We start from the raw sequence: 21,008 nt of genomic DNA, 5'->3' as shown, positions 1-21,008 counted from the left end.
CGAAGCATCTTGCTTGCGCCGCTGGATTGCTACCTAGCGACGCGACCAAGATGCTTCGGCAAGCTCAGCATGACGACTGTTTACTTGGTAATACCTATTTAATTCCTTTTCTAATGAAACATAAATTCCACCTGCTGGCCGCCTTGGCGCTGGCCGCGCCCCTGGCGGGCCAGGCCCAAAAAAAGGCCGTGCCCGCCCCAACGGCCAACGCCGAAAGCGCCATCAAGGAAGCCGACATCAAGCGTGACCTGTTTGCGCTGGGCGGCAACCACTACCGCGGCCGCGAAGCCGGCACCCTCGATGAGCTGAAGGCCTCCGTGTGGCTGGCCGACCAGATGCGGGCCATCGGGGCGCTGCCCGCCGGCGACGATGGCACGTACTTCCAGTGGTTTACGATGCAGCGTACGCGCCTCACCAAGGGCAGCACGCTCAGCATCGGCAGCCACGCGCTCAAGCTTAATCACGACGCGATTCTCTTCGCCCCGGTGAGCGCCAGCGTGAACGCGCCCATGGTGTGGGTGGGCAGCGCTAGCCCCGCCGAGCTGGCCAAGGTCGATGTGAAAGGCAAGGCCGTGGCCATGCAGTTTGGCGGCGAGGTCACGCCCGGCCTCAGCTTCCGGCGCTACCAGATGGCTACCATGCGCGACCGCTCGGCCGAGCTGATGAAGGCCGGCGCGGTGGCCGTGGTGATTGTGGGCGACGCCCGCGCCCAGGCCGTGTTCGAGCACTGGGGCCACACCTACGAGCGCGGCCGCTACGGCCTGCCCGGCGACCCCAACGTGAAAATGGCCACCGGCGCGCCCACCATCTGGCTGCCCGCCAGCGCCGCTAGCTGGGCTCAGCAGCCCGGCCAGCAGTTTGTGGCCAATCTGCAATTGGAAAGCTTCGGCTACCCGTCGGTGAACATCGTGGCCAAAATTCCCGGCACCGATGCCCAGCTCAAGAGCCAGAACGTGCTCTTCAGCACCCACCAGGACCACGACGGCGTGCGCGAGGCCGTGGCCGGCGACTCGATTTATAACGGCGCCGACGACAACGCCACCGGCTGCTCGGCGCTGCTCGCCATCATGCGCGCCTTCAAGCAGAAGCCGGCGCGGCGCACCGCGCTCTTCGTGTACCACGGCGCTGAGGAGCGCGGGCTCATCGGCTCGCGCTACTACTCGGCCAACCCCACGGTGCCGCAGTCGTCCATCGTGGCGGTGCTCAATGCCGAGATGATGGGCCGCAACGCCCCCGACAGCGCCGCCCTGCTGGGCCGCCAGCGCCCGCACCGCAACTCGGCCGACCTGGTGAACATCGCCCTGGCCGCCAACCAGGCCGGCCCCAAGTTCAAGCTCGACACGCTTTGGGACCGCGCCGACCACCCCGAGGGCTGGTATTTCCGCTCCGACCACCTGCCGTATGCCCGCCTGGGTATTCCGTCGGTGATGTACACTTCGCTGCTGCACCCCGACTACCACACGCCCCGCGACGAGCCCGAGCGCATCAACTACCCCAAGCTCACCAACATGACCCGCTGGATGTACCTCACCGGCTGGGCTGTGGCCAACCGTACTGCGCCGCCCGCCCGCGACCCCGGCTTCAAGCTGGAGCGCTAGGCCCGTTGGTAAGCGCAACGGCGTCGGCCCTCGCTAGCTAGCAAGGCCGGCGCCGTTATGGCGTAATTTTAAGACGTATAGTTTTCCTTTTCTCGCACTTGCATGTCGTTTTCTTCCCCCCACCGCCGCCTGGCTGGCAGCCTCGCGCTGCTAGGCCTCGCGGTGGCCCAACCCTATTGTAGTATGGCCCAGGCTACTAGCCCGGTGGTAACGGTGGCCGGCCGCGCCAACCAGGCGCCATTGCTAGCCCCCTGGGGTGGCCCCCACGGCGGCGTGCCCGCTTTTGATAAAGTCAACGTAGCTGATTTCAAGCCGGCCCTCGAAGCGGCGATGGCCGAAAACCTGGCCGAAATCGCGGCCATTGCCAACAACCCGGCCGCGCCCACGTTCGACAATACCATTGCGGCGATGGAGCGCAGCGGCACGGCCCTCGACCGCGTGCAGGCCGTGTATGGTGTTTGGAAATCGACGCTGAACGACAAGGCCTTCAGCGCTGTCGAAACGGAGATGGCGCCTAAAATGGCCGCCTTTGCCGACCAGATTTCGCAGAATACGGCCCTGTTCAAGCGCATTGAGGCGGTGTATAAGTCGCCCGCCACCAAGAAGCTCACGCCCGAGCAGCAGCGGCTGGTGGAGGTCAACTACAAGCAGTTTGTGCGCGCCGGCGCCAAGCTCGATGCGCCGGCCAAGGCCCGGCTCTCGCAAATCAATCAGCAACTGGCGGGGCTGTTCACGCACTTCTCGCAGAATGTGCTGGCCGATGAAGCCGACTCGGTTTTGGTACTGAAGACCGATAAGGACCTGGGCGGGCTGCCGCCGTCGCTGCGCGACGCGGCCACCGCGGCGGCTACTGGGCGCAAGGCGAATGGGGTAGGCGTAATCACGAACACGCGCTCCAGTATCGACCCGTTTCTGACGTACTCGGACCAGCGACCGCTGCGCGAGAAGGCCTGGCGCATGTTCACCAACCGTGGCGACAACGGGGGCGCGCACGACAACAACGCCATCATCACCCAGATTTTGCAGCTGCGCGCCGAGCGGGCCAAGCTGCTAGGGTACCCCACCCACGCCCACCTGCGCCTCGACAACACGATGGCCAAAACCCCCGAGGCCGCCATGCAGCTGATGCTGGAAGTGTGGAAGCCCGCCGTGGCCCGCGTGCACGAAGAGGTGGCCGATATGCAAGCCCTAGCCAGGAAAGAGGGCGCCCCGGCCGGCTTCAAAATCGAGCCCTGGGACTACCGCTACTACGCCGAGAAGGTGCGCAAGGCCCGCTACGACCTCGACCAGAACGAGGTGAAGCCCTACTTGCAGCTCGATAAGATGCGCGAGGGCATGTTTTGGGTGGCCGGCGAACTGTTCAATTTCACCTTCGTGCCCGTAACGGACGTGCCCGTGTACCACCCCGACGTGCGGGTGTGGCAGGTAAACGACAAAACCACCGGCAAGCAGGTGGGCCTGTGGTATTTTGACCCCTACGCCCGCCCCGGCAAAAACTCGGGCGCCTGGATGAATGCCTACCGTAACCAGGAGCGCATGGATGGCAAGGAGGTAACGACCATTGTGTCCAATAACTCAAACTTCGTGAAGGGCAAGGAGGGCGAGCCGGTGCTCATTTCCTGGACCGACGCCACCACGCTGTTTCACGAGTTTGGCCACGCCCTGCACGGGCTGTCGAGCAACGTGACTTACCCCGGCCTGGCGGGCACCAGCGTGGTGCGCGACTACGTGGAGTTTCCGTCGCAGCTGCTCGAAAACTGGCTGCCCACGCCCGAGGTGCTCAACCGCTTTGCCCTGCACTACCAGACCGGCCAGCCCATTCCGCAGGTATTGGTTGACCGCATCAACAAGGCCAGCACCTTCAACGAAGGCTTTGCCACGACCGAGTTCCTGGCCAGCGCCCTCATCGACATGAAGCTGCACCTGGCGGGCTCGCAAAAGATTGACCCCGATAAGTTTGAGCGCGAAACCCTGGCCGAGCTGGGCATGCCCCACGAGCTGGTGATGCGCCACCGCACGCCGCAGTTCAGCCACGTGTTCTCAAGCGATGGCTACTCGGCGGGCTACTATTCCTACCTGTGGTCGGTGGTGCTGGCCGCCGATGCCTTCAGCGCCTTCACCGAAGCCGGCGGCCCCTACGACAAAGCCGTGGCGGCCCGCCTGCGGGCGCACGTATTTACAGTAGGCAACACCGTGGACCCGGCCGCCGGCTACCGCGCCTTCCGCGGCCGCGACCCCAAAATCGATGCCCTGATGAAGCACCGCGGCTTCCCGATGACGCCGGCCAAGGCGCTGCCCAAGCCGGGCAAAGCGGCTGGGGTGAAGGCCACCGGAACCGCCCGGTAGGCGTACCTGGTGCCAGCTAAGCATAAACCGGCAGGCTGGCCCGGCGTTCGTCGGGCCAGCCTGCCGGTTTAGCTATTTTTGCGGGCTGGCTTGCAGCAGTAGGGTAGTTTTTGCGTTAGTAGCGAGCGGGTAGGTTTTCGATGGCAAAGGCCCTCACGATTCCCTGACGCTCCATTTTCAGTTTTTCTGGTTGAAAAAGATTCTCGGTTTTTCTCGATTGGCGCTCGTCGCGCTGCTGGCCTTTTCATATTCGGCTAGCCTGGCCCAGGCGCCGCTGCCCATGCCCCGCAACCTGCGGGCTACCTACGACCGGGGCACCCGCTCGCCCAGCGGCCAGCCCGGCCCCAAGTACTGGCAGAACACGGCCGACTACACCATCAAGGTCAATTTTGACCCGGCCACGCGCCTGCTAGCGGGCACTGTTGCTATTAAGTATCAGAATAATAGCCCCGATTCGCTGCGCCAGCTCTGGTTCAAGCTCTACCCGAATCTGTACCAGAAGGGGGCCCCGCGCTCGGGCAAGTTTGCCCCCGAGGACTTGAGCGACGGCGTAAAAATCGAGCAGCTGAGCGTGAATGGCCAGGCCATCGACCCCGGCCAGCTGCAGATTGACAATACCAATATGCTGGTGCCGCTGCGCCGCGCCATCGGCGCCCGGCAGGCGGCGCAGGTTACCATTACGTATTCGTACACCCTCAATAAAGGCTCGCATCAGCGCACGGGCGAGGTGGCGCCGGGAGCCGATTTTGTGGCGTATTTCTTCCCGCGCGTTGCCGTGTACGACGATGTTGACGGCTGGAACCGAATAGCGTACACCGGCGGGCCGGAGTTTTACAACGACTTCTGTCACTTCGCGGCCGACATCACGGTGCCGCGCAACTTCCTGGTGTGGGCCACCGGCGACCTGACGAATGCCGACAAGGTGCTCGCCAAAAAGTACCTGGCGCGCCTGCGCGCTGCCGAAAAAAAGGACGGCATTACCAGCATTATCGACAGCGCCGAGGCGCGGCTGCACGATGCCACCGCACCCAACGCCTACAATACCTGGCACTTCGACGCGCGCGACGTGACGGACTTTGCCTTTGCCACCGCCGACCACTACGTGTGGGAGGCCACCAGCCTCGTGGTAGACCCCGCCACCAAGCGCCGCACCCGCGTCGATGCCGTGTACAACCCCAGCCACGACGATTTTGAGGAGGTTGCCAGGTTTGGCCGTAAAACGGTGGAAGCCATGAGCTATACCTTCCCCCAATGGCCCTACCCCTACAGCCACGAAACGGTGTTCGACGGCCTCGACCAGATGGAGTATCCCATGATGGTGAACGACAGCCCGACCCGCACCCGCGAGGAGGGCATCACGCTCACCGACCACGAGATTTTTCACACGATGTTCCCGTTTTACATGGGCATCAACGAGACGAAATACGGCTGGATGGACGAGGGCTGGGCCACTATCGGCGAGTGGATTATCTCGCCCCTCATCCAGCCCGGCCTCATCGACGACTACGGCATGGCGGCCTACGCCCGCGCCGCCGACACCGAGGACGACCTGCCCATCGTGACGCTCACCACGCAGCAAACCGGCGCGCCGTTCTTCCTCAACTCGTATCCCAAGCCGGGGCTAGGGTACCTCTACGTAAAGGATATGCTCGGCGATGAGCTGTTTATCAAGGCCTTGCATACGTACATTCGCACCTGGCACGGCAAGCACCCCATGCCCTACGATTTCTTTTACTCGATGAACGCCGGGGCCGGCCAGAACCTCGACTGGTTCTGGCAGCGCTGGTTCTTTGAGGGCGGCTACCCCGACCTGGCCATCACCACCGTGGTGCGCCCCGCCGATAAGCCCGCCCAAATCACCGTTACCGCCAAAGGCAGCAAGCCCGTGCCCGTAGACCTGACCGTGACCTTCGATAATGGTGACACGGAGCAAATCCACCGCAGCATTGCCGTTTGGAAAGAGGGCGCCAAAACCGTGACGGTGCCCGTGCGCAACGGCCGCACCATCAAAAAAGTCACGCTAGGCAGCCTCTACGTGCCCGACAGCTATCCGGCCGACAACGTATGGCTGGCGGCGGAGTAGCTTAAATAGCTTAAGCAGCAGTGACTTGGCCGTGTGCTTGGCTGAAGAAACCTAACTGGCGCGAGTTTAGCGCAGCGTAACTCGTGCCAGTTGATAAGTGGAGGTTATACCTCCACTGCCGCGCTAGCGGCCGGATAGCTCGCATAGATTAATACATACCCTGGCGACCCTCTACTGCTGGCGCGGCAGATGAGGCACAGCCTCATCACATAATCAGGCGCGAGTTACGCTGCGCTAAACTCGCGCCAGCGTCCTCCGGCTACTGCCCGCCGGCTGCGCCACCTACGCGCTCCGGCTTATTCTGGGCCATCGCCTTATAAATCACCTCCTGAATGCGGGTGCGGATATTATACGTGCGCAGCTTCACGTTGCCCGCGTCGGGGTACACGCGGTTGGAGAGGAAGACGTAGAGAATCTGATTGTCGGGGTCGAGCCACACGCAGGTGCCCGTGAAGCCCGTGTGGCCGAAGGTGCTGGCCGGGGCTAGCCGGCTGGTGGGGCCCTCGGGCTTGCTGGGGTCGCCGCGGTCCCAACCCAAGCCGCGCTTGTTGCCGGCCACCTGCGGGCGCGAAAATTCGCTCACCACCGAATTCTGAAAGTATTGGTTGCCACCGTACTTGCCGTTCTGCAGGTTCATCTGCATGAGTACTGCCAGGTCATTCGCGGTGGCGAAGAGGCCGGCGTGGCCGCCCACGCCGCCCACGAGGGCAGCAGTTTGGTCGTGCACGGTGCCTTGCAGCTGCTCGCGGCGGTAGTAGGTATCCTTTTCGGTAGGCGCGATGCAGCTCTTGGGAAAGCGCGTGAGCGGGTTGTACGTCATGGTCGCTAGCCCCAGCGGCTTGTAGAACTCCTTGGGTAGGAATTCCGCCAGCGACTGGCCTAGTAGCTTCTCGCTCAGGCGCTTCATGATGATGAAGCTGAGGTCAGAATACTCCACCGGGTATTTGCCGCGCACCTTGGGCAGCAGCGTCGAGCGCAGCGTCCAGGCCCACACCGAGTCGTCGGCGGCTTTGATGGAGTACTCGCCGGGCGCTACCTCATTCGGAAAATCATCGGAGCGGGTGCTCGAATAATAAGCCGGCTTGAGGGCGCCATCGCGCACGGTGCGCTCCCAGGTCGGAATGCCGGGCTTGAGGCCCGCTTGGTGCAGCAAAATATCGCGCACGGTAGCATCGCGCTTGTTGGTGCGCTGCATTTCGGGCAGGTAGCTGCTCACTTTCTCGTCCAGGTTCAGGCGGCCCTGGTCCTTGAGGTACATCACGGCCTGCAAGGTGCCGGCCACTTTCGTTACCGAAGCCAGGTCGTAGAGCGTGCTGTTGGTCACGGGCTGGCTCTGGTCGTAGGTGCCATAGCCGTAGCTCTGGTCAAATACCACCGTGCCGTTTTTGGCGATGAGCACCTGGCAGCCGGGGGTGGCGGCCGTCACAATGCTCTCAAGCGCAATATGGTCTATCTGACTCATAATGTGCGAGTCGAGGCCCTCGCGCTCGGGGGCAGCGTAGCGCAGCCGGTGCAGGTCGGCAGTGGCCAGCCCAGTGCCCGCCTTCAGCGTTTCCGACACCGTAACGGGCAGCTTGCCCCGCGCCGGCAGCGCGCCAAACAGCACCTGCGGCACCACCAGCTGCGCCGCGTAGTGGTCCTCGTAGCCGCACACCAGCGTGCGGGCCGATTCCAGAAACTTGAGGCCGTAGGCGTTGCCCATCGCTACCACCACGGTTTTGCGGCGCTTATCGGCCTCCAGGTTCTTGAGGAATTTCAGCGCGCCCTCGCCCAGACCGTAGCTGTGGCTAGGGGTGTTGTTCATCTGATGCAGGCTCACTACCACCACGTTGGCATCGCCGAGGCTGGCCTGAATGCGGCTGAAAGTAGAGTCGGGCGCGTAGCGGTCAGACACGGCGTACACCGGGCCGGGCTGGTATTTGTTGAAAATGGTGGCGTAGGGCCCTTCCGGCTGGGTGCCGATAGTAATGGCCGCAATGCGCAGCGTATCAAGGCGTTGGAAGGGAAGAAGCTTGTCCTCATTCTTCACCACCGTCACGGCGTGCTCAAAAATCGTTTGGGCCAGCACCCGCGAAGCGGGCAGGTTGAGGCTGTCGCGCAGGGCTAGCGCATTGGCGGGCTTGTACTTATTAAGCCCGGCCCAGTACTTGGCGCGCAGTATTTTCCTGACCCGCGCATCGAGGTCGGCCTGGTTGAGGTGGCCTGCCGCCACGGCTTCCTTGATGCGGATAAGGGCGGCCGGCACGTCTTCCGAAAACAGCAGCACGTCGTTGCCGGCGGCCAGGGCCATCGCATCAAGCTCGCCCGATTTGTAGAGCTTGCTCACGCTGCGCATGTTCAGTGCATCGGTGAAAATCAAGCCCTTAAAGCCCATGCGCTCTTGCAGCAGCCCGGTCACGAGCGCCTTCGAGAGCGTGGTAGTTTTAGCGTTGGTTGTGTCGAACAAAGGCATGTAGAGGTGGGCCACCATCACGCCCAGCGCCCCGGCCTCAAACGACTTCTGAAAGGGCACCAAATCCACCTTTTCGAGCCTGGCCAGGTCGGTGTTGATGACCGGCAGGGCCACATGCGAGTCAGTATCGGTATCGCCGTGGCCCGGGAAGTGCTTGGCTACGGCAATCACGTGCTGGCCCTGCAAGCCTTTGATATACTGCACCCCTAGCGCGGCTACGCGGTCCTGGTTTTCGCCGAATGAGCGGTTGCCAATCACGGGGTTGCCGGGGTTGGAGTTGACATCGACCACCGGCGCAAAGTTGATGTGCACACCCAGCGCCCGCAGCTTGCGGGCCAGGTCGCGGCCCATCTGGTACACCAGCTGGTCGTCGTCCATGGCGCCCAGGGTCATTTCCTTGGCGAAGTGCGCCGTGGAGTCGAGGCGCATATCGAGGCCCCACTCGGCATCGGTAGCGATGAGCAGCGGCACCTTGGCGGCAGCCTGCAAGCGGTTGGTTAGGATGACCTGGCGCTTGGGGCCGCCCTGCAAAAACATCACGCCCCCAATGCCCTGGTTGCGTACCAGGCGCTCGATGCGGTCGGCGTGGGCTTTTTCGCGGTTGGAGTAGGCGGCCACCATAAAAAACTGGCCGAGCCGCTGGTCGGGCGTAAGCGAGTTAAACACGCTATCGACCCACTGCGTTTCGGCGGGGCCGCTGGGCAGCGGGTCGGGCAGGGGCTTGCGGGGCTCCGAAAAGCCTAGCAGCAACCCGGCAACCCCCAGCAGCAACCCCAGAAACAAAAACCGCAAATCGACGCGCATCAGCCCAGGGCGGGAAGTTTTAAAGAGGTAGAAAAGGCGGTCCGGCCGGCCTACTTTTGCCAGCGGATGCTGCCGGAACCCCCGGCTGCCCCTAGCGGTTCCATACAAGCCAGAACCCTTGGCAGCCCAAAGTAACCCGGGCAGCTAGCCCAAAATTGGCCGCAAAGGTAGGCACCAAGCTAGTAGCGGCCGATGAAAAACGCCTGTGCTGCTGGCTAATTGCCCGCCCCGGCCGCCAAAAAATGGTAGTGCCCCTGGCCTACCCCCGTCCCTATGCCCGACATCATTCAACTTCTGCCCGAATACCTTGCCAACCAGATTGCGGCGGGCGAGGTGGTGCAGCGCCCGGCTTCGGTGGTGAAGGAACTGCTCGAAAACGCCGTCGATGCCGGCGCCACCAGCATTCAACTAATTGTGAAAGAAGCGGGTAAGCAGCTCGTGCAGGTAGTCGACGACGGCGCCGGCATGTCGGCCACCGACGCGCGCATGAGCCTGGAGCGCCACGCCACCAGCAAAATCCGCTCGACCGAGGACCTGTTTCGCATTCGCACGCTGGGCTTCCGGGGCGAGGCGCTGGCTAGCATCGCGGCCGTGGCCCAGGTCGAGATTCGGACCAAGCAGCGCGGCCAGGAAACCGGCTCGCTGCTGCTCGTGGAGGGCTCGGCGGTGACCAGCCAAACGCCCACGGCCTGCCCCGACGGCACGAGCATCGCGGTGAAGAACCTGTTTTTTAACGTGCCCGCCCGGCGCAACTTCTTGAAAAGCAACGCGGTGGAGATGCGCCACATCCTGGACGAGTTTCAGCACGTGGCGTTGGCTAATCCGCAGATTGCCTTCTCGCTGTACCAGAATGACCTGGAGGTATTTGGCCTGCCCGCCGGTAAGCTGAGCCAGCGTATTGTGGCGCTGCTGGGCAATAACTACAAAGAGCAACTAGCTAGCTGCGAAGAAGTAACGCCGTTTATTACGGTGAAGGGTTACATCGGTAAGCCGGAGTCGGCGAAGAAAAGCCGGGGCGACCAGTTTTTTTTCGTCAATAACCGCTTTATCCGCTCGGCCTACCTCAACCACGCGGTGCTGGCCGCCTACGAAGGGCTGCTGGCCCGCGACACGCACCCGTTCTACGTGCTGTTTCTGGAGCTTGACCCCAAGGCGATTGACATCAACGTGCACCCCACGAAGACGGAAATAAAATTTGAGGACGAAAAAACGGTGTACGCCGTGGTGCGCGCCGCCGTGCGGCAGGCGCTGGGCGTGCACAGCCTCACACCCTCGCTCGACTTTGAGGGCGACGTGAATTTTGCGCCCATCCGGCCGCTGCGCACCTCGGCGGGGGCTAGCGGCTTTGGTGGCGAGAGCGCCGCGCTGCCCATGCCCACCCGCGCTGTCGAATTCAACCCCGATGCGCTGGCCTCGTCGGTGTCGGCGGCGGCACGGGGCAGCCGGCCTGCCGCCGAACGCGCCGCCCCGGCGCGCCCCACCGAGCAGGCCAAGCGCGACCTCGAAGCTTTTTACCGCGAGCTAGGCCAGCCCGTGCGCCCGGCTGCCGATGAGGCCGCCCCAACTGGAGCCGTTACGATGGTGTCCCCGGTAGCGCCGCTGCCCGAGCTGCCCTTTACCCACCCGGCGCCGCCCGACCAACCCCGGCCGCAGCACGCCAGCTCGGTTAGCCCCAGTGGCGGCGGTAGCGGAGCCCCGCACAACCCGCGCGCCACCCAAGTGCTGAACCGCTACGTGCTGCTGCCCGTGAAGTCGGGCCTGATGCTGATTGACCAAGAGGCGGCCCGCGAGCGCATCCTCTACGAGCAGTACGCGGCGGGGCAGGAGCGGGGCGCGGTGCACTCGCAGGCGCTGCTGTTTCCGCGCCCGCTCACGTTTTCGCCCGCCGACTATGCCGTGCTGGGCGAGCTGACGCCCTCGCTGCACCTGCTAGGGTTCCGCTTCGCGGAGTTTGGGCCCAATACCATTGCCATCGAGGCCGTGCCTGCCGACCTGCCCGCCCAAGGCGAGAAGGAGCTGCTCGAAGGCTTGATTGAGCAGTTCAGAAGCGGTGCGGCCCCGCTGCGCCTCGACCGGCGCGAGGCCCTGGCCCGGGCGCTGGCCCGGCGCGTGGCCCAGGCCACCAGCCAGCCCCGCCTGCCCGATGTGGAGCTGAATGCCTTGGTAGATAAGCTTTTCGCCTGCCAGGTGCCCAACTATACCCCCGACGGCCGCCCCACCGTAGTGCTGCTCGATGGCGAGCAGCTGGCGGCCTATTTCCGCAAGGCTGGCGCGTAAGCGGCCCGGTGCGACCTTTGCGCCGCGCCGCTGTTCTCTTGTTTCAATCGCCAGGCCTACGCCTGGCGTTCCTGCATGTTCAATCTCACGCCTACCGTCCGCAACCTGCTCCTGATTAACCTGGCCGTATTTCTGGCCCAGGAAAATCTACGCAACATTCCTATCACGCAGCTTGGCAGCTTGTACGTGCCGGGCTCACCGTACTTCCATTTCTGGCAGTTTTTCACTTATATGTTCTTGCACGGTAGCTGGGGGCATATTTTCTCCAATATGTTTGGCCTCATCTCGTTTGGGCCGCTGCTGGAGCAGCGCTGGGGCGGGCAGCGCTTTCTGGCCTTTTGGCTGATGTGCGGCGTGGGGGCTGGCGTGCTTTACCAAGGCGTGCGCATCTATGAAATGCGCCAGCTCGACGCGGTGTATACCGAAGTGGTGCGCAGCCCTAATGCCGGCGACTACGACCAATTTATGCGCCAAAGTGGCTTTAAGCAGGCCGAAGATGAAGCAGCAGCGGCAGCCCTGGAGCGCAACCCCAACGACCAGAACCTGCAGCAGGCTATTGTGCAGCACGTGCAGGAAATATATCACGTCATTCACGATTCGCCGCGCGGCGGTATGCTAGGGGCGTCGGGCGCACTGTTTGGTATCCTCTTCGCCTTCGCCTACCTGTTTCCGAATACAGAGCTGTTTTTGCTTTTTTTCCCGTTTCCCATCAAGGCCAAGTATTTTGTGTTCTTTTATGGTGCTTACGAGTTGTACAATGGCGTGCACCAAGCGCCCGGCGACAACGTTGCCCACTTTGCCCACATCGGCGGGCTGCTGATTGGGTTTATTATTCTTAAATTCTGGGAAAGCGGCCGCGCCCGCTTCTACTAAATCTTCGCTTTCTATGAGTTTGACCCAGGATATCCGCGATGCCTTTTCGCGCCGCGATAATGCGCTTAATCAGCTCATTATCCTCAACGCGCTGGTATTTGCCGTCCTTATCATTCTGCGGGCAATATTTTTCATTGCCCAGTCCAGCGGCACGTACACGCTCATCATGCGCCAGCTAGCCCTGTCGTCGGATGGCTGGGTGCTGCTGCGCCACCCCTGGACGCTACTCACCTATGCCTTTGTGCACGAAGGTTTTCTGCATATCCTGTTTAATATGCTGAACCTCTACTGGTTCGGGCAAATTATTCGGGAGTACCTGGGCGACCGGCGGCTGGTGAGTCTCTATGTGCTGGGCGCGCTGGCCGGGGCAGTGTTCTTTCTGCTAGCCTACAATTTTATTCCGGTGCTGCAGCCCGGGCTGGGCTTGCCCGTTATCGGGGCCTCGGCCTCGGTCACGGCTATTATCGTGGCGGCGGCTACGCTGCTGCCCGATTATACCTTCATGCTCTTTATTCTGGGCGCGGTCAAAATCAAGTGGATAGCCGTAGCCGTGGTGCTGATTTCGCTGGCCGGCATCAACGGCGGTAATCCCGGTGGCGAGATTACGCACCTGGGCGGGGCTTTGCTAGGCTTCGTTTTTGTGAAGCAGCTCAAAGCCGGCCGCGATATGGGCCGGCCGGTAGTGGCAGTAGGCAACTGGTTTAGCAGCCTTTTCCAGGCGCGGCCGGCTATGAAGGTGACGCACCGCAGCCCCGTATCGGTGGGCCGCACCACGGCCACGGCCAGCAAAGCGGCCCCTAGCACAACACCGCCCGAAGAAGTGGACCTTATTCTGGATAAAATCTCGCGCTCGGGCTACGAAAGCCTCTCGAAGGACGAAAAGCAAAAGCTCTTCCGCGCCAGCCAGCAGTAAGGCGTCGCAAGCTTCGCGAATCCGCATCTCGGTTGAGTTAGAAAAGAAAAAGCCCGTCGAAACGACGGGCTTTTTGCTGGACAAATGGATAAGAAAAAACGTTAAGCTGCGGGCGCGGCCGGCGCTTCAGTGCTGGTGGCCGGGCGGCCCCAGGAGCCGGCACAGCGGCTGCGCATCTGCTGGCGAAACCGCTCGCGGTCGGCCGGCGAAAAGGCTTCCATGCGCTGCTGCATCTGGCGTTTCCAGGCGCGGCCCCGGGCCCAGCCGCCCTGGCCGCCGCGTCCAAAGCCGCCCGTGAGAATGCGGCTAAGCACCAGCAGCCCGAGCGCCTGCCAGAAATTAAGCAGTGGCAGGTGGAAAATCATTGGCATGAGCCAGTTCCAGAGACTCATGGTGGCAAACCCGGCCAAGCCCACAAACAGGGTGGCGAAGAAGACAAATTTGAAGGCTTTTTTCAGCCAAAAAGAGCGGTTCATATCTAAAATAACAGCAAGTAGGTGGGAGGGGCGATGGCAGGCTAGTCGGTAAACAGTTCGTCGTAGAGCGTGCGCAGGCGCTTGCGCAAGTGCTTCACGGCGTAGTGCTTGCGCGAGATAAGGGTTTTGAGCGGCACGCCGGTTTCAGTAACCATGTCGTTGAACGACTTGTCTTCCAGCTCGTGCCACACAAATACCTGGCGCTGCTCGGCCGGCAGCTCGGCCAGGGCATCGGTAAGGGCGTCCATGATGGTTTCGCGCAGCAGGCGGTTTTCGGGCGAGTCGTCGGGGGCGGGCAGCACGTCTTGCAGCAGGCGGGCGGGCTCGTCGCCGTCGGTGCCGGCCCCCAGCGGCGCATCGAGCGACACCGTGCGCTGGGCCGGCACGCGCCGGTAGCGGTCAATAATGCGGTTGCGGGCCACCCGGAAGAGCCAGGCTGCCGCCTGCTCCACGGGCTTCAGCAGCCGGTAGCTTTCGACAAGCTCGGCAAAGACATCCTGCAGAATGTCCTCGGCCTCGTCGGGGTCGGGCACGCGCCGCTCAATAAACCGCAGCAAGCGGCCGCGCTGCTCGCGCACCGCCGTTTGTATCTGCTGGTCTTGGCCGGCGGCGGTCGTCATAAGAGCGGAAAGGGGGAGGGCTAGTGCTTCCATCGTGCCTAAGCAGACGCAGAGCCCTAGCCAATATTTTATGGAAAAGTAGCGCGGACTCTGCGAGCCCGCGCCGACCAACTTTTGAAACATCTACGCGCGGGTTCGCAGAGTCCGCGCTACGGCCCTAACTTTGCCCGCTAGGTCGGCCGCAGGCCGGCCGCGCTTTCCCGCAGCTTTCTTGCCATGACCAACGCTTCTATCGTTCCCGCCGTCATTCACGAAGTGCCGTTGCAGTACTACGTGTTTTTCGCCACCGCGCTCTTCTGCATCGGCGTTACGGGGGTGCTTATCCGGCGCAATGCCATCATCATCTTCATGTGCATCGAGCTGATGCTCAACGCCGTGAATATTCTGCTGACGGCTTTTGCCGCTTACCGCGCCGACCCCAACGGGCAGGTGTTCGTGTTCTTCATCATGGCCGTAGCCGCCGCCGAAGTTTCGGTAGGCCTGGGCATTATTGTCATGATTTACCGCAACTTCCAGAATACCGACGTCAACCTGCTCAGCCGGTTGAAAGGGTAAAAACCGGTTGTTAGTGCCCGGCAGCGCCCGGCATTCGCACTCGCTCAGTCGCTAGTTATCTTATGCAAGAAACTGTTCTCCCCGGTGCCACGGCGCCTTTTTCGACCCTGCTGTACGTCCTCATTCCGGGGTTGCCTTTTCTGGGTTTTCTGCTCAATGGACTGCTAAACAGAAAATTATCGGGCACGGTGGCCGGCGCCATTGGCACACTTGCCGTGCTAGGGTCGTTTCTGCTGTCGGTATTCCTGTTCGTCAATTTTCAGTACCAGTACACCGTCAACCTGTTCGACTGGATTTCGGTGGGCTCGCTGCAAATTCCCTTCAGCTACCAGATTGACCAACTGAGCCTGCTCATGCTGCTGCTGATTACGGGCGTGGGTACCCTTATCCACATCTACAGCATCGGCTACATGCACCACGACGAGAACGTGGGGAAGTTTTTTAGCTTCCTCAACCTGTTCGTGTTCAGCATGTTGATATTGGTGCTGGGGGCCAACTTCGTCATTCTTTTCATTGGTTGGGAAGGCGTGGGGCTGTGCTCGTACCTGCTCATTGGCTTCTGGAATAAAAATACCAGCTACAACAACGCCGCCAAAAAAGCCTTCATCATCAACCGTGTGGGCGACCTGGGCTTTCTGCTCGGTATCTTCCTGATGTACCTGACCTTCAACTCGGTGCAATACGCCGAGGTATTTCAGAAGGCTAGCCTGGGGCAGTTTGGCAACTATGGCGTGGGCGTATGCACCTTCATTACGCTGTTGCTCTTCGTGGGCGCCATGGGTAAATCGGCGCAGCTGCCTCTCTACACCTGGCTACCCGACGCAATGGCCGGCCCGACGCCGGTTTCGGCCCTTATCCACGCCGCTACCATGGTTACGGCTGGTATCTACCTCGTGCTGCGCTCCAACGTACTCTTCACGCTAGCCCCGCATACGCTCGAAGTGGTGGGCATTATTGGCCTGGCCACGGCGCTCTTCGCCGCTACTATCGGCTTGGCCCAGAACGACATAAAGAAAGTACTGGCTTACTCCACCGTGTCGCAGCTAGGGTATATGTTCCTGGCCTTGGGCGTGATGGGCTATACTTCGTCGTTTTTCCATGTGCTCACGCACGCGTTCTTCAAGGCGCTGCTCTTCCTGGGGGCCGGCTCAGTTATCCACGCCATGAGCAACGAGCAGGACATGCGCCGCATGGGTGGCCTGCGCAAGGCTTTGCCCATCACGTTCTTAACGATGCTGATTGGCTGTCTGGCTATCTCGGGCATCCCGCCGTTTGCCGGCTTCTTCTCGAAAGATGAGATTCTGAGCCACGTGTACGAGCACAGCAAGGTGATGTGGGCCATCGGCGTGTTTACTTCGTTTCTGACGGCTTTTTACATGTTCCGTTTGCTGTTTCTCACCTTCTTCGGCGAGTTCCGGGGCACCGAGCATCAGCGCGAACACTTGCACGAGTCGCCGGCCAGCATGACGCTGCCGCTAATTGTGCTAGCCATTCTCTCGGCTGTGGGCGGCTTCATGGGCGCGCCCATGTTTGTGGGCAAGCACTACCTGGCCGATTACCTGGCCCCGATTTTCACTTACTCGAAGCAGATTCTGCCGGCCGCGTTTACTACCGAGCCTGAGCACAGCACCGAGCTGATGCTGATGGGTATTTCCGTATTAGTGGCCGTGGTTGGTATCGTGCTGGCCTACGTGCAGTACGTAGCCCGCGCCCAGCGCCCCGCCGAAGACGACGCCCAGCGCTCGGCCCCCGAGAACCTGGTATACCACAAATACTATGTGGATGAGCTTTACAATAGCCTCATCGTGAAGCCGATAATGGCGCTCTCTACCGGCCTCTACAAGTTTGTCGAAAATGGCATCATCGACCCCATTGCCAACGGCGTGGGCCGCGTGACCCTGGCCGGCGGCCAACTGCTGCGCAACGTGCAAACCGGCTCGGTGGAGACGTATTTGATTCTCATGGTGATTGGCATTGTGCTGATTTTAGGCTTGAATTTTGGACGCTTATAAGCGATAAATCAAGCAGTTTGGCGTACTATTGAACGTCGGGCTGAGCTAGCGGAGCAGCTTGCTTTCATTGATTGGGTCATTGGCCCGTCGGTGTGCGCAAGCTGCTTCGCCAGCTCAGCTTGACGTTCGTTCGTTTCTAGCCCTACTGTCTCATGAAAAAAATCTTACCCGCCCTGCTTTTGTTAGCAGGCCCGGCCATGGCCCAGGAAACCCAGTACCACGAGCCGCCGGCCGCCATCCGCGACCTGCTGCTGGCGCCGCCTACGCCCCGCGTGAGCCTCGCGGGCGATGGCAGCGTACTGGCCATTCTGGCTGTGCAGGATTTCCCAACCATCGCCGAGCTTTCGCAGCCCGAGCTGCGGCTGGCCGGGCTGCGCCTCAACCCGCGTACCAATGGCCCTAGCCGCGTGAGCTACGCGGTGGGTATGCAGTTCAAGAAGCTGCCCGGTGGGGCCGAAACGCCAGTGCAGGGCCTGCCGGCCCAGGCGCGCATCAGCAGCCCTAGCTGGTCGCCCGATAATCAGCATCTGGCCTTTGCGCTCACCGTGCCGGCCGCCGATGGCAGCCCCGGCCGCGTAGAGCTGTGGGTGGCCGAAGTAGCTACCAACACCGCCCGACGCCTGCTGGCCACGCCGCTCAATGACGCGTTTGGCAATGCGTTTGAGTGGGTGTCGGATAGCCAGACGCTGCTGGCCAAAGTAGTGCCGGCTGGCCGCGGCGCGGCCCCGGCCGCCGATGCCACGCCCACCGGCCCGGCCGTGCAGGAAACCGGCGGCGGCAAGAAATCGGGCGCCCGCACCTACCAGGACTTGCTGAAAAACCCCGCCGACGAGCGCATTTTCGACTATTACGCCACCTCGCAGCTCGTGAAGGTGAAGCTGGCCGACGGCTCGGCGCAGCCGCTGGGCCAGCCGGGCGTGCTGCGCACGGCCTCGCCCTCGCCCGATGGGCGCTACGTGCTGGTGCGCACCGCCCACCGGCCGTATTCGTACACGCTGCCCATCAGCAGCTTCCCGCAGCGCATCGACGTGCTCGACCTGGGTAGCGGCGCGGTCGTGAAAAACATTGCCGACCTGCCGCTGGCCGACAACGTGCCTACTAACTTCGACGCTGTGCCCACCGGCCCGCGCGACCACGGCTGGCGCACCGACGTGCCGGCCACCCTCAGCTACGCCGAGGCGCAGGATGGCGGCGACCCCAAGGTGAAGGCGAACGTGCGCGACAAAGTATTTCTGCTGGCCGCGCCCTTCACCGCTCCGCAGGAACTGGCCGCGCTGCCGCTGCGCTACGCGGGCCTTACCTGGGGCACCGACCACCTGGCGCTGGTAGATGGCTACCGCTGGGCCGACCGCCACGAAACTACGTGGCAGCTAGACCCTAGCCAGCCCGGCCAGGCGCTGAAAGTGCTGTTCGACGGCTCGTCGCAGGACACTTACCACAACCCCGGCACGCCCGCCACGCGCCGCAATGCCCAGGGCCGCCCGGTGCTGCGCCTGGCCCAGGGCGGGCAGGCCATCTACCTGTCGGGCCAGGGCGCCTCGCCCGAGGGCGACCGGCCGTTTGTGGATGAGCTGAACCTGACCACCAAGAAAAGCACGCGCCTGTGGCAATCGGCAGCGCCGTACTACGAAGTGCCAGTGGCCATTTTCGATGGCAAGAAAGGACAGGCCGAGCTGCTGACCCGCCGCGAGGCCGCCGACCAGAGCCCCAACTACTACCTGCGCGAGCTGGGCAAAAAAGGCCAGCCGCTAGCCCTCACGCACTTTTCCAACCCCTACGCCAAGTTTGGCGGCAGCTTCCGCAAGCAGGTGCTGCACTACAAGCGCGCCGATGGCGTAGCCCTCACGGCCAACCTCTACCTGCCGCCCAACTACAAGAAAACCGACGGCCCGCTGCCCACCTTAATGGAGGCCTATCCGGTCGAGTTCAAGGATAAAGCCAATGCCGGGCAGGTGAGCGGCTCGCCCTACACCTTCACGCGTATCAGCTGGGCCTCGCCGGTTTATTGGGTTACGCAGGGCTACGCGGTGCTCGAAAACGCCACCGTGCCTATTGTGGGTGAAGGCAGCGCCGAGCCCAACGACACCTACACCGAGCAGCTGGTGAGCAGCGCCAAGGCCGCCATCGACGAAGGCCAGCGCCTGGGCGTAGTCGACCCCAACCGCGTGGCCGTGATGGGCCACAGCTACGGCGCCTTCATGACGGCCAACCTGCTAGCCCATTCCAACCTGTTTAAGGCCGGTATTGCGCGCAGCGGGGCCTACAACCGCACCCTCACGCCCTACGGCTTCCAGGGCGAGGAGCGCACCTACTGGCAGGCCAAGGGCGTCTACGATGCCATGTCGCCCTTCAATTTTGCCGATAAAATCAAGACGCCTATCCTGCTCATTCACGGCGAGGCTGATAATAATTCGGGCACGTTTCCCATCCAGAGCGAGCGTTTTTACGCCGCCCTCAAGGGCCAGGGCGCCACGGCCCGCTACGTGGTGCTACCCGCCGAAGCCCACAGCTACGCCGCCCGCGAAAACCTGATGCATATGCTGTGGGAAATGGATTCGTGGCTAGCAAAATACGTGAAAGCCCCGGCGCCCACCGTCGCTAATTAACCTCCGCACTACGGGGCGTAACCTAAAAGGCCCGGACGCAAGTCCGGGCCTTTTTTGGCGCTTGGCTCGGCGGCGGCTAGTGGCATTTGAACTACCGGGCTTAGCTGCGTAAGTACGTAACTCATAGGTTGGCCAATACGTTAAGCTAATACTTTCATCCTTTCCAACTCTCCTTTTCCACGCGCGCTAATGCAAACCATTCCCACCAAAGCCTACGGGGCCAGCGGCTCCATCTTCAACGGTCTTAAGCCAATGGACATCGAGCGCGAGGCGCCCAAAGCCGATGAGGTCCACATCGACATCCTGTACTGCGGCGTATGCCACTCCGACCTGCACCAGGTCAAAAACGACTGGAAAAACACGATTTATCCCTGCGTGCCGGGGCACGAAATAGTAGGCCGCATTGAGGAGGTCGGCAGCGGCGTTACGAAGTTTAGCGTGGGCGATATCGTGGGCGTGGGCTGCATGATTGACTCGTGCGGCGTGTGCCCGGCCTGCCGCGAAAAGGAGGAGAACTACTGCGAAGGCCCCGTGAGCTGGACGGCCACATACAATGGCTACATGAAGCCCGAAAATGAGGAGTTCAATACCTTCGGCGGCTACTCCACCAACATCACGGTGAAAGAAGACTTTGTGCTGCGCATCCCCAATGGGCTGGAGGTCAGCGCTGCCGCGCCCATTCTGTGCGCCGGGGTTACTACCTATGCACCGCTGAAACACTGGGGCGCGGGCCCCGGCAAGAGCGTGGCTATTGTAGGCATCGGCGGGCTAGGGCACATGGCCGTGCAGTTGGCACGGGCAATGGGTGCCACCGTCACGGCCATCACCCGCGATAAAGACAAGCGCGAGGCGGCCGAGCAGCTAGGCGCCCACGAGGTGCTTATCTCGACTGACTCGGACTCGATGAAGGCACACGAGCTGAAGTACGATTTTATCCTCATCACCATTCCCGATGCCTTCGAGGTGAACGACTACGTGAAGCTGGCCAAGCGCAACGGCGTCATCACCACCGTGGGTTTGCTAGGGCCCTACAAGGCGCCGCTCAATAACATGGAAATAGCCATGCACCGCCGCTCGGTAGCCGGCTCCATCATTGGCAGCATCGCCGAAACTCAGGAAGTGCTGGACTTTTGCGCCGAGCACAACATCTTGCCCGAGGTGCAGATGATTGACATGCAAGATATTAACGATGCCTACGATAAGATGATGGATGAGGAAGTGCGCTTCCGCTACGTCATCGACATGGCGTCGCTCAAAGACGAGGAGTAGCCTCTGGCTGCTACGTTTGGCCACTACAAAGAGCTGTCATGCTGAACGCAGTGAAGCATCTCTACCGATTCATCCAACGATGCGGTAGAGATGCTTCACTGCGTTCAGCATGACAGCTTTTATC

Annotated in this window: 13 protein-coding genes; 10 read left to right on the top strand and 3 right to left on the bottom strand. The window is 61.9% G+C overall.

What is annotated here, in order from left to right; translation table 11 throughout:
* Window positions 1–113 precede the first annotated feature (113 nt).
* The 3 genes from Q5H89_RS03255 (at window position 114) to Q5H89_RS03245 (ending at window position 6,027) form a co-directional block, all read left to right on the top strand.
* Window positions 114–1,598, top strand: coding sequence for a M28 family peptidase (locus Q5H89_RS03255; protein ID WP_305017857.1), 1,485 nt, complete (start codon window positions 114–116; stop codon window positions 1,596–1,598).
* A 102-nt stretch (window positions 1,599–1,700) separates the two neighbouring features.
* Window positions 1,701–3,944 (top strand): M3 family metallopeptidase, encoded by a 2,244-nt coding sequence (locus Q5H89_RS03250; RefSeq protein WP_305017856.1) that lies wholly within the window; start codon window positions 1,701–1,703, stop codon window positions 3,942–3,944.
* 190 nt (window positions 3,945–4,134) lie between these two features.
* On the top strand, window positions 4,135–6,027 hold the full coding sequence (locus Q5H89_RS03245) for a M1 family metallopeptidase (protein ID WP_305017855.1): 1,893 nt from the start codon (window positions 4,135–4,137) through the stop codon (window positions 6,025–6,027).
* A gap of 259 nt (window positions 6,028–6,286) precedes the next feature.
* Here Q5H89_RS03245 and Q5H89_RS03240 read toward each other — a convergent pair whose 3' ends face one another.
* The gene (locus Q5H89_RS03240; protein WP_305017854.1) at window positions 6,287–9,283 is read right to left on the bottom strand and encodes a glycoside hydrolase family 3 N-terminal domain-containing protein; all 2,997 of its coding nucleotides are present in this window, start codon (window positions 9,281–9,283) and stop codon (window positions 6,287–6,289) included.
* A gap of 273 nt (window positions 9,284–9,556) precedes the next feature.
* Between Q5H89_RS03240 and mutL the strand changes: the two genes are divergently transcribed.
* The 3 genes from mutL to Q5H89_RS03225 all read left to right on the top strand — a co-directional run bounded on the left by mutL (window position 9,557) and on the right by Q5H89_RS03225 (window position 13,346).
* Window positions 9,557–11,560: a DNA mismatch repair endonuclease MutL gene (gene mutL, locus Q5H89_RS03235; protein ID WP_305017853.1), complete on the top strand. Its 2,004-nt coding sequence runs from the start codon at window positions 9,557–9,559 to the stop codon at window positions 11,558–11,560.
* A 75-nt stretch (window positions 11,561–11,635) separates the two neighbouring features.
* The gene (locus Q5H89_RS03230) at window positions 11,636–12,433 is read left to right on the top strand and encodes a rhomboid family intramembrane serine protease (RefSeq protein ID WP_305017852.1); all 798 of its coding nucleotides are present in this window, start codon (window positions 11,636–11,638) and stop codon (window positions 12,431–12,433) included.
* A 13-nt stretch (window positions 12,434–12,446) separates the two neighbouring features.
* Window positions 12,447–13,346 carry a rhomboid family protein gene (locus Q5H89_RS03225; RefSeq protein ID WP_305017851.1) on the top strand — a complete coding sequence of 300 codons (900 nt, stop codon included), beginning with the start codon at window positions 12,447–12,449 and terminating at the stop codon, window positions 13,344–13,346.
* A 101-nt stretch (window positions 13,347–13,447) separates the two neighbouring features.
* On the opposite strand, the gene Q5H89_RS03220 is transcribed toward Q5H89_RS03225, so the two are convergent.
* Window positions 13,448–13,822 (bottom strand): hypothetical protein, encoded by a 375-nt coding sequence (locus Q5H89_RS03220; RefSeq protein ID WP_305017850.1) that lies wholly within the window; start codon window positions 13,820–13,822, stop codon window positions 13,448–13,450.
* 41 nt (window positions 13,823–13,863) lie between these two features.
* Window positions 13,864–14,442, bottom strand: a complete 579-nt coding sequence (locus Q5H89_RS03215) for an RNA polymerase sigma factor (RefSeq protein WP_305017849.1) — start codon at window positions 14,440–14,442, stop codon at window positions 13,864–13,866.
* Between the two features lie 216 nt (window positions 14,443–14,658).
* Here Q5H89_RS03215 and nuoK point away from each other — a divergent pair, with 216 nt between their 5' ends.
* The 4 genes from nuoK to Q5H89_RS03195 all read left to right on the top strand — a co-directional run bounded on the left by nuoK (window position 14,659) and on the right by Q5H89_RS03195 (window position 20,884).
* Window positions 14,659–14,997 carry an NADH-quinone oxidoreductase subunit NuoK gene (gene nuoK / locus Q5H89_RS03210; protein WP_133660117.1) on the top strand — a complete coding sequence of 113 codons (339 nt, stop codon included), beginning with the start codon at window positions 14,659–14,661 and terminating at the stop codon, window positions 14,995–14,997.
* Window positions 14,998–15,059: 62 nt separating this feature from the next.
* Entirely contained in the window at window positions 15,060–17,009 is a 1,950-nt protein-coding gene (gene nuoL, locus Q5H89_RS03205; protein ID WP_305017848.1) for an NADH-quinone oxidoreductase subunit L, read from the top strand.
* A gap of 152 nt (window positions 17,010–17,161) precedes the next feature.
* Window positions 17,162–19,615, top strand: a complete 2,454-nt coding sequence (locus tag Q5H89_RS03200) for a S9 family peptidase (protein ID WP_305017847.1) — start codon at window positions 17,162–17,164, stop codon at window positions 19,613–19,615.
* A gap of 189 nt (window positions 19,616–19,804) precedes the next feature.
* Window positions 19,805–20,884, top strand: a complete 1,080-nt coding sequence (locus Q5H89_RS03195; RefSeq protein WP_305017846.1) for an NAD(P)-dependent alcohol dehydrogenase — start codon at window positions 19,805–19,807, stop codon at window positions 20,882–20,884.
* The last annotated feature ends 124 nt before the right edge of the window (window positions 20,885–21,008 follow it).

Origin of the sequence: Hymenobacter cheonanensis (assembly GCF_030581075.1) — a bacterium.
In the GTDB taxonomy this organism is placed as follows: domain Bacteria; phylum Bacteroidota; class Bacteroidia; order Cytophagales; family Hymenobacteraceae; genus Hymenobacter.
Note: the sequence above shows the minus strand (reverse complement) of the source record. Positions and strands in the feature narration are given on the sequence as shown.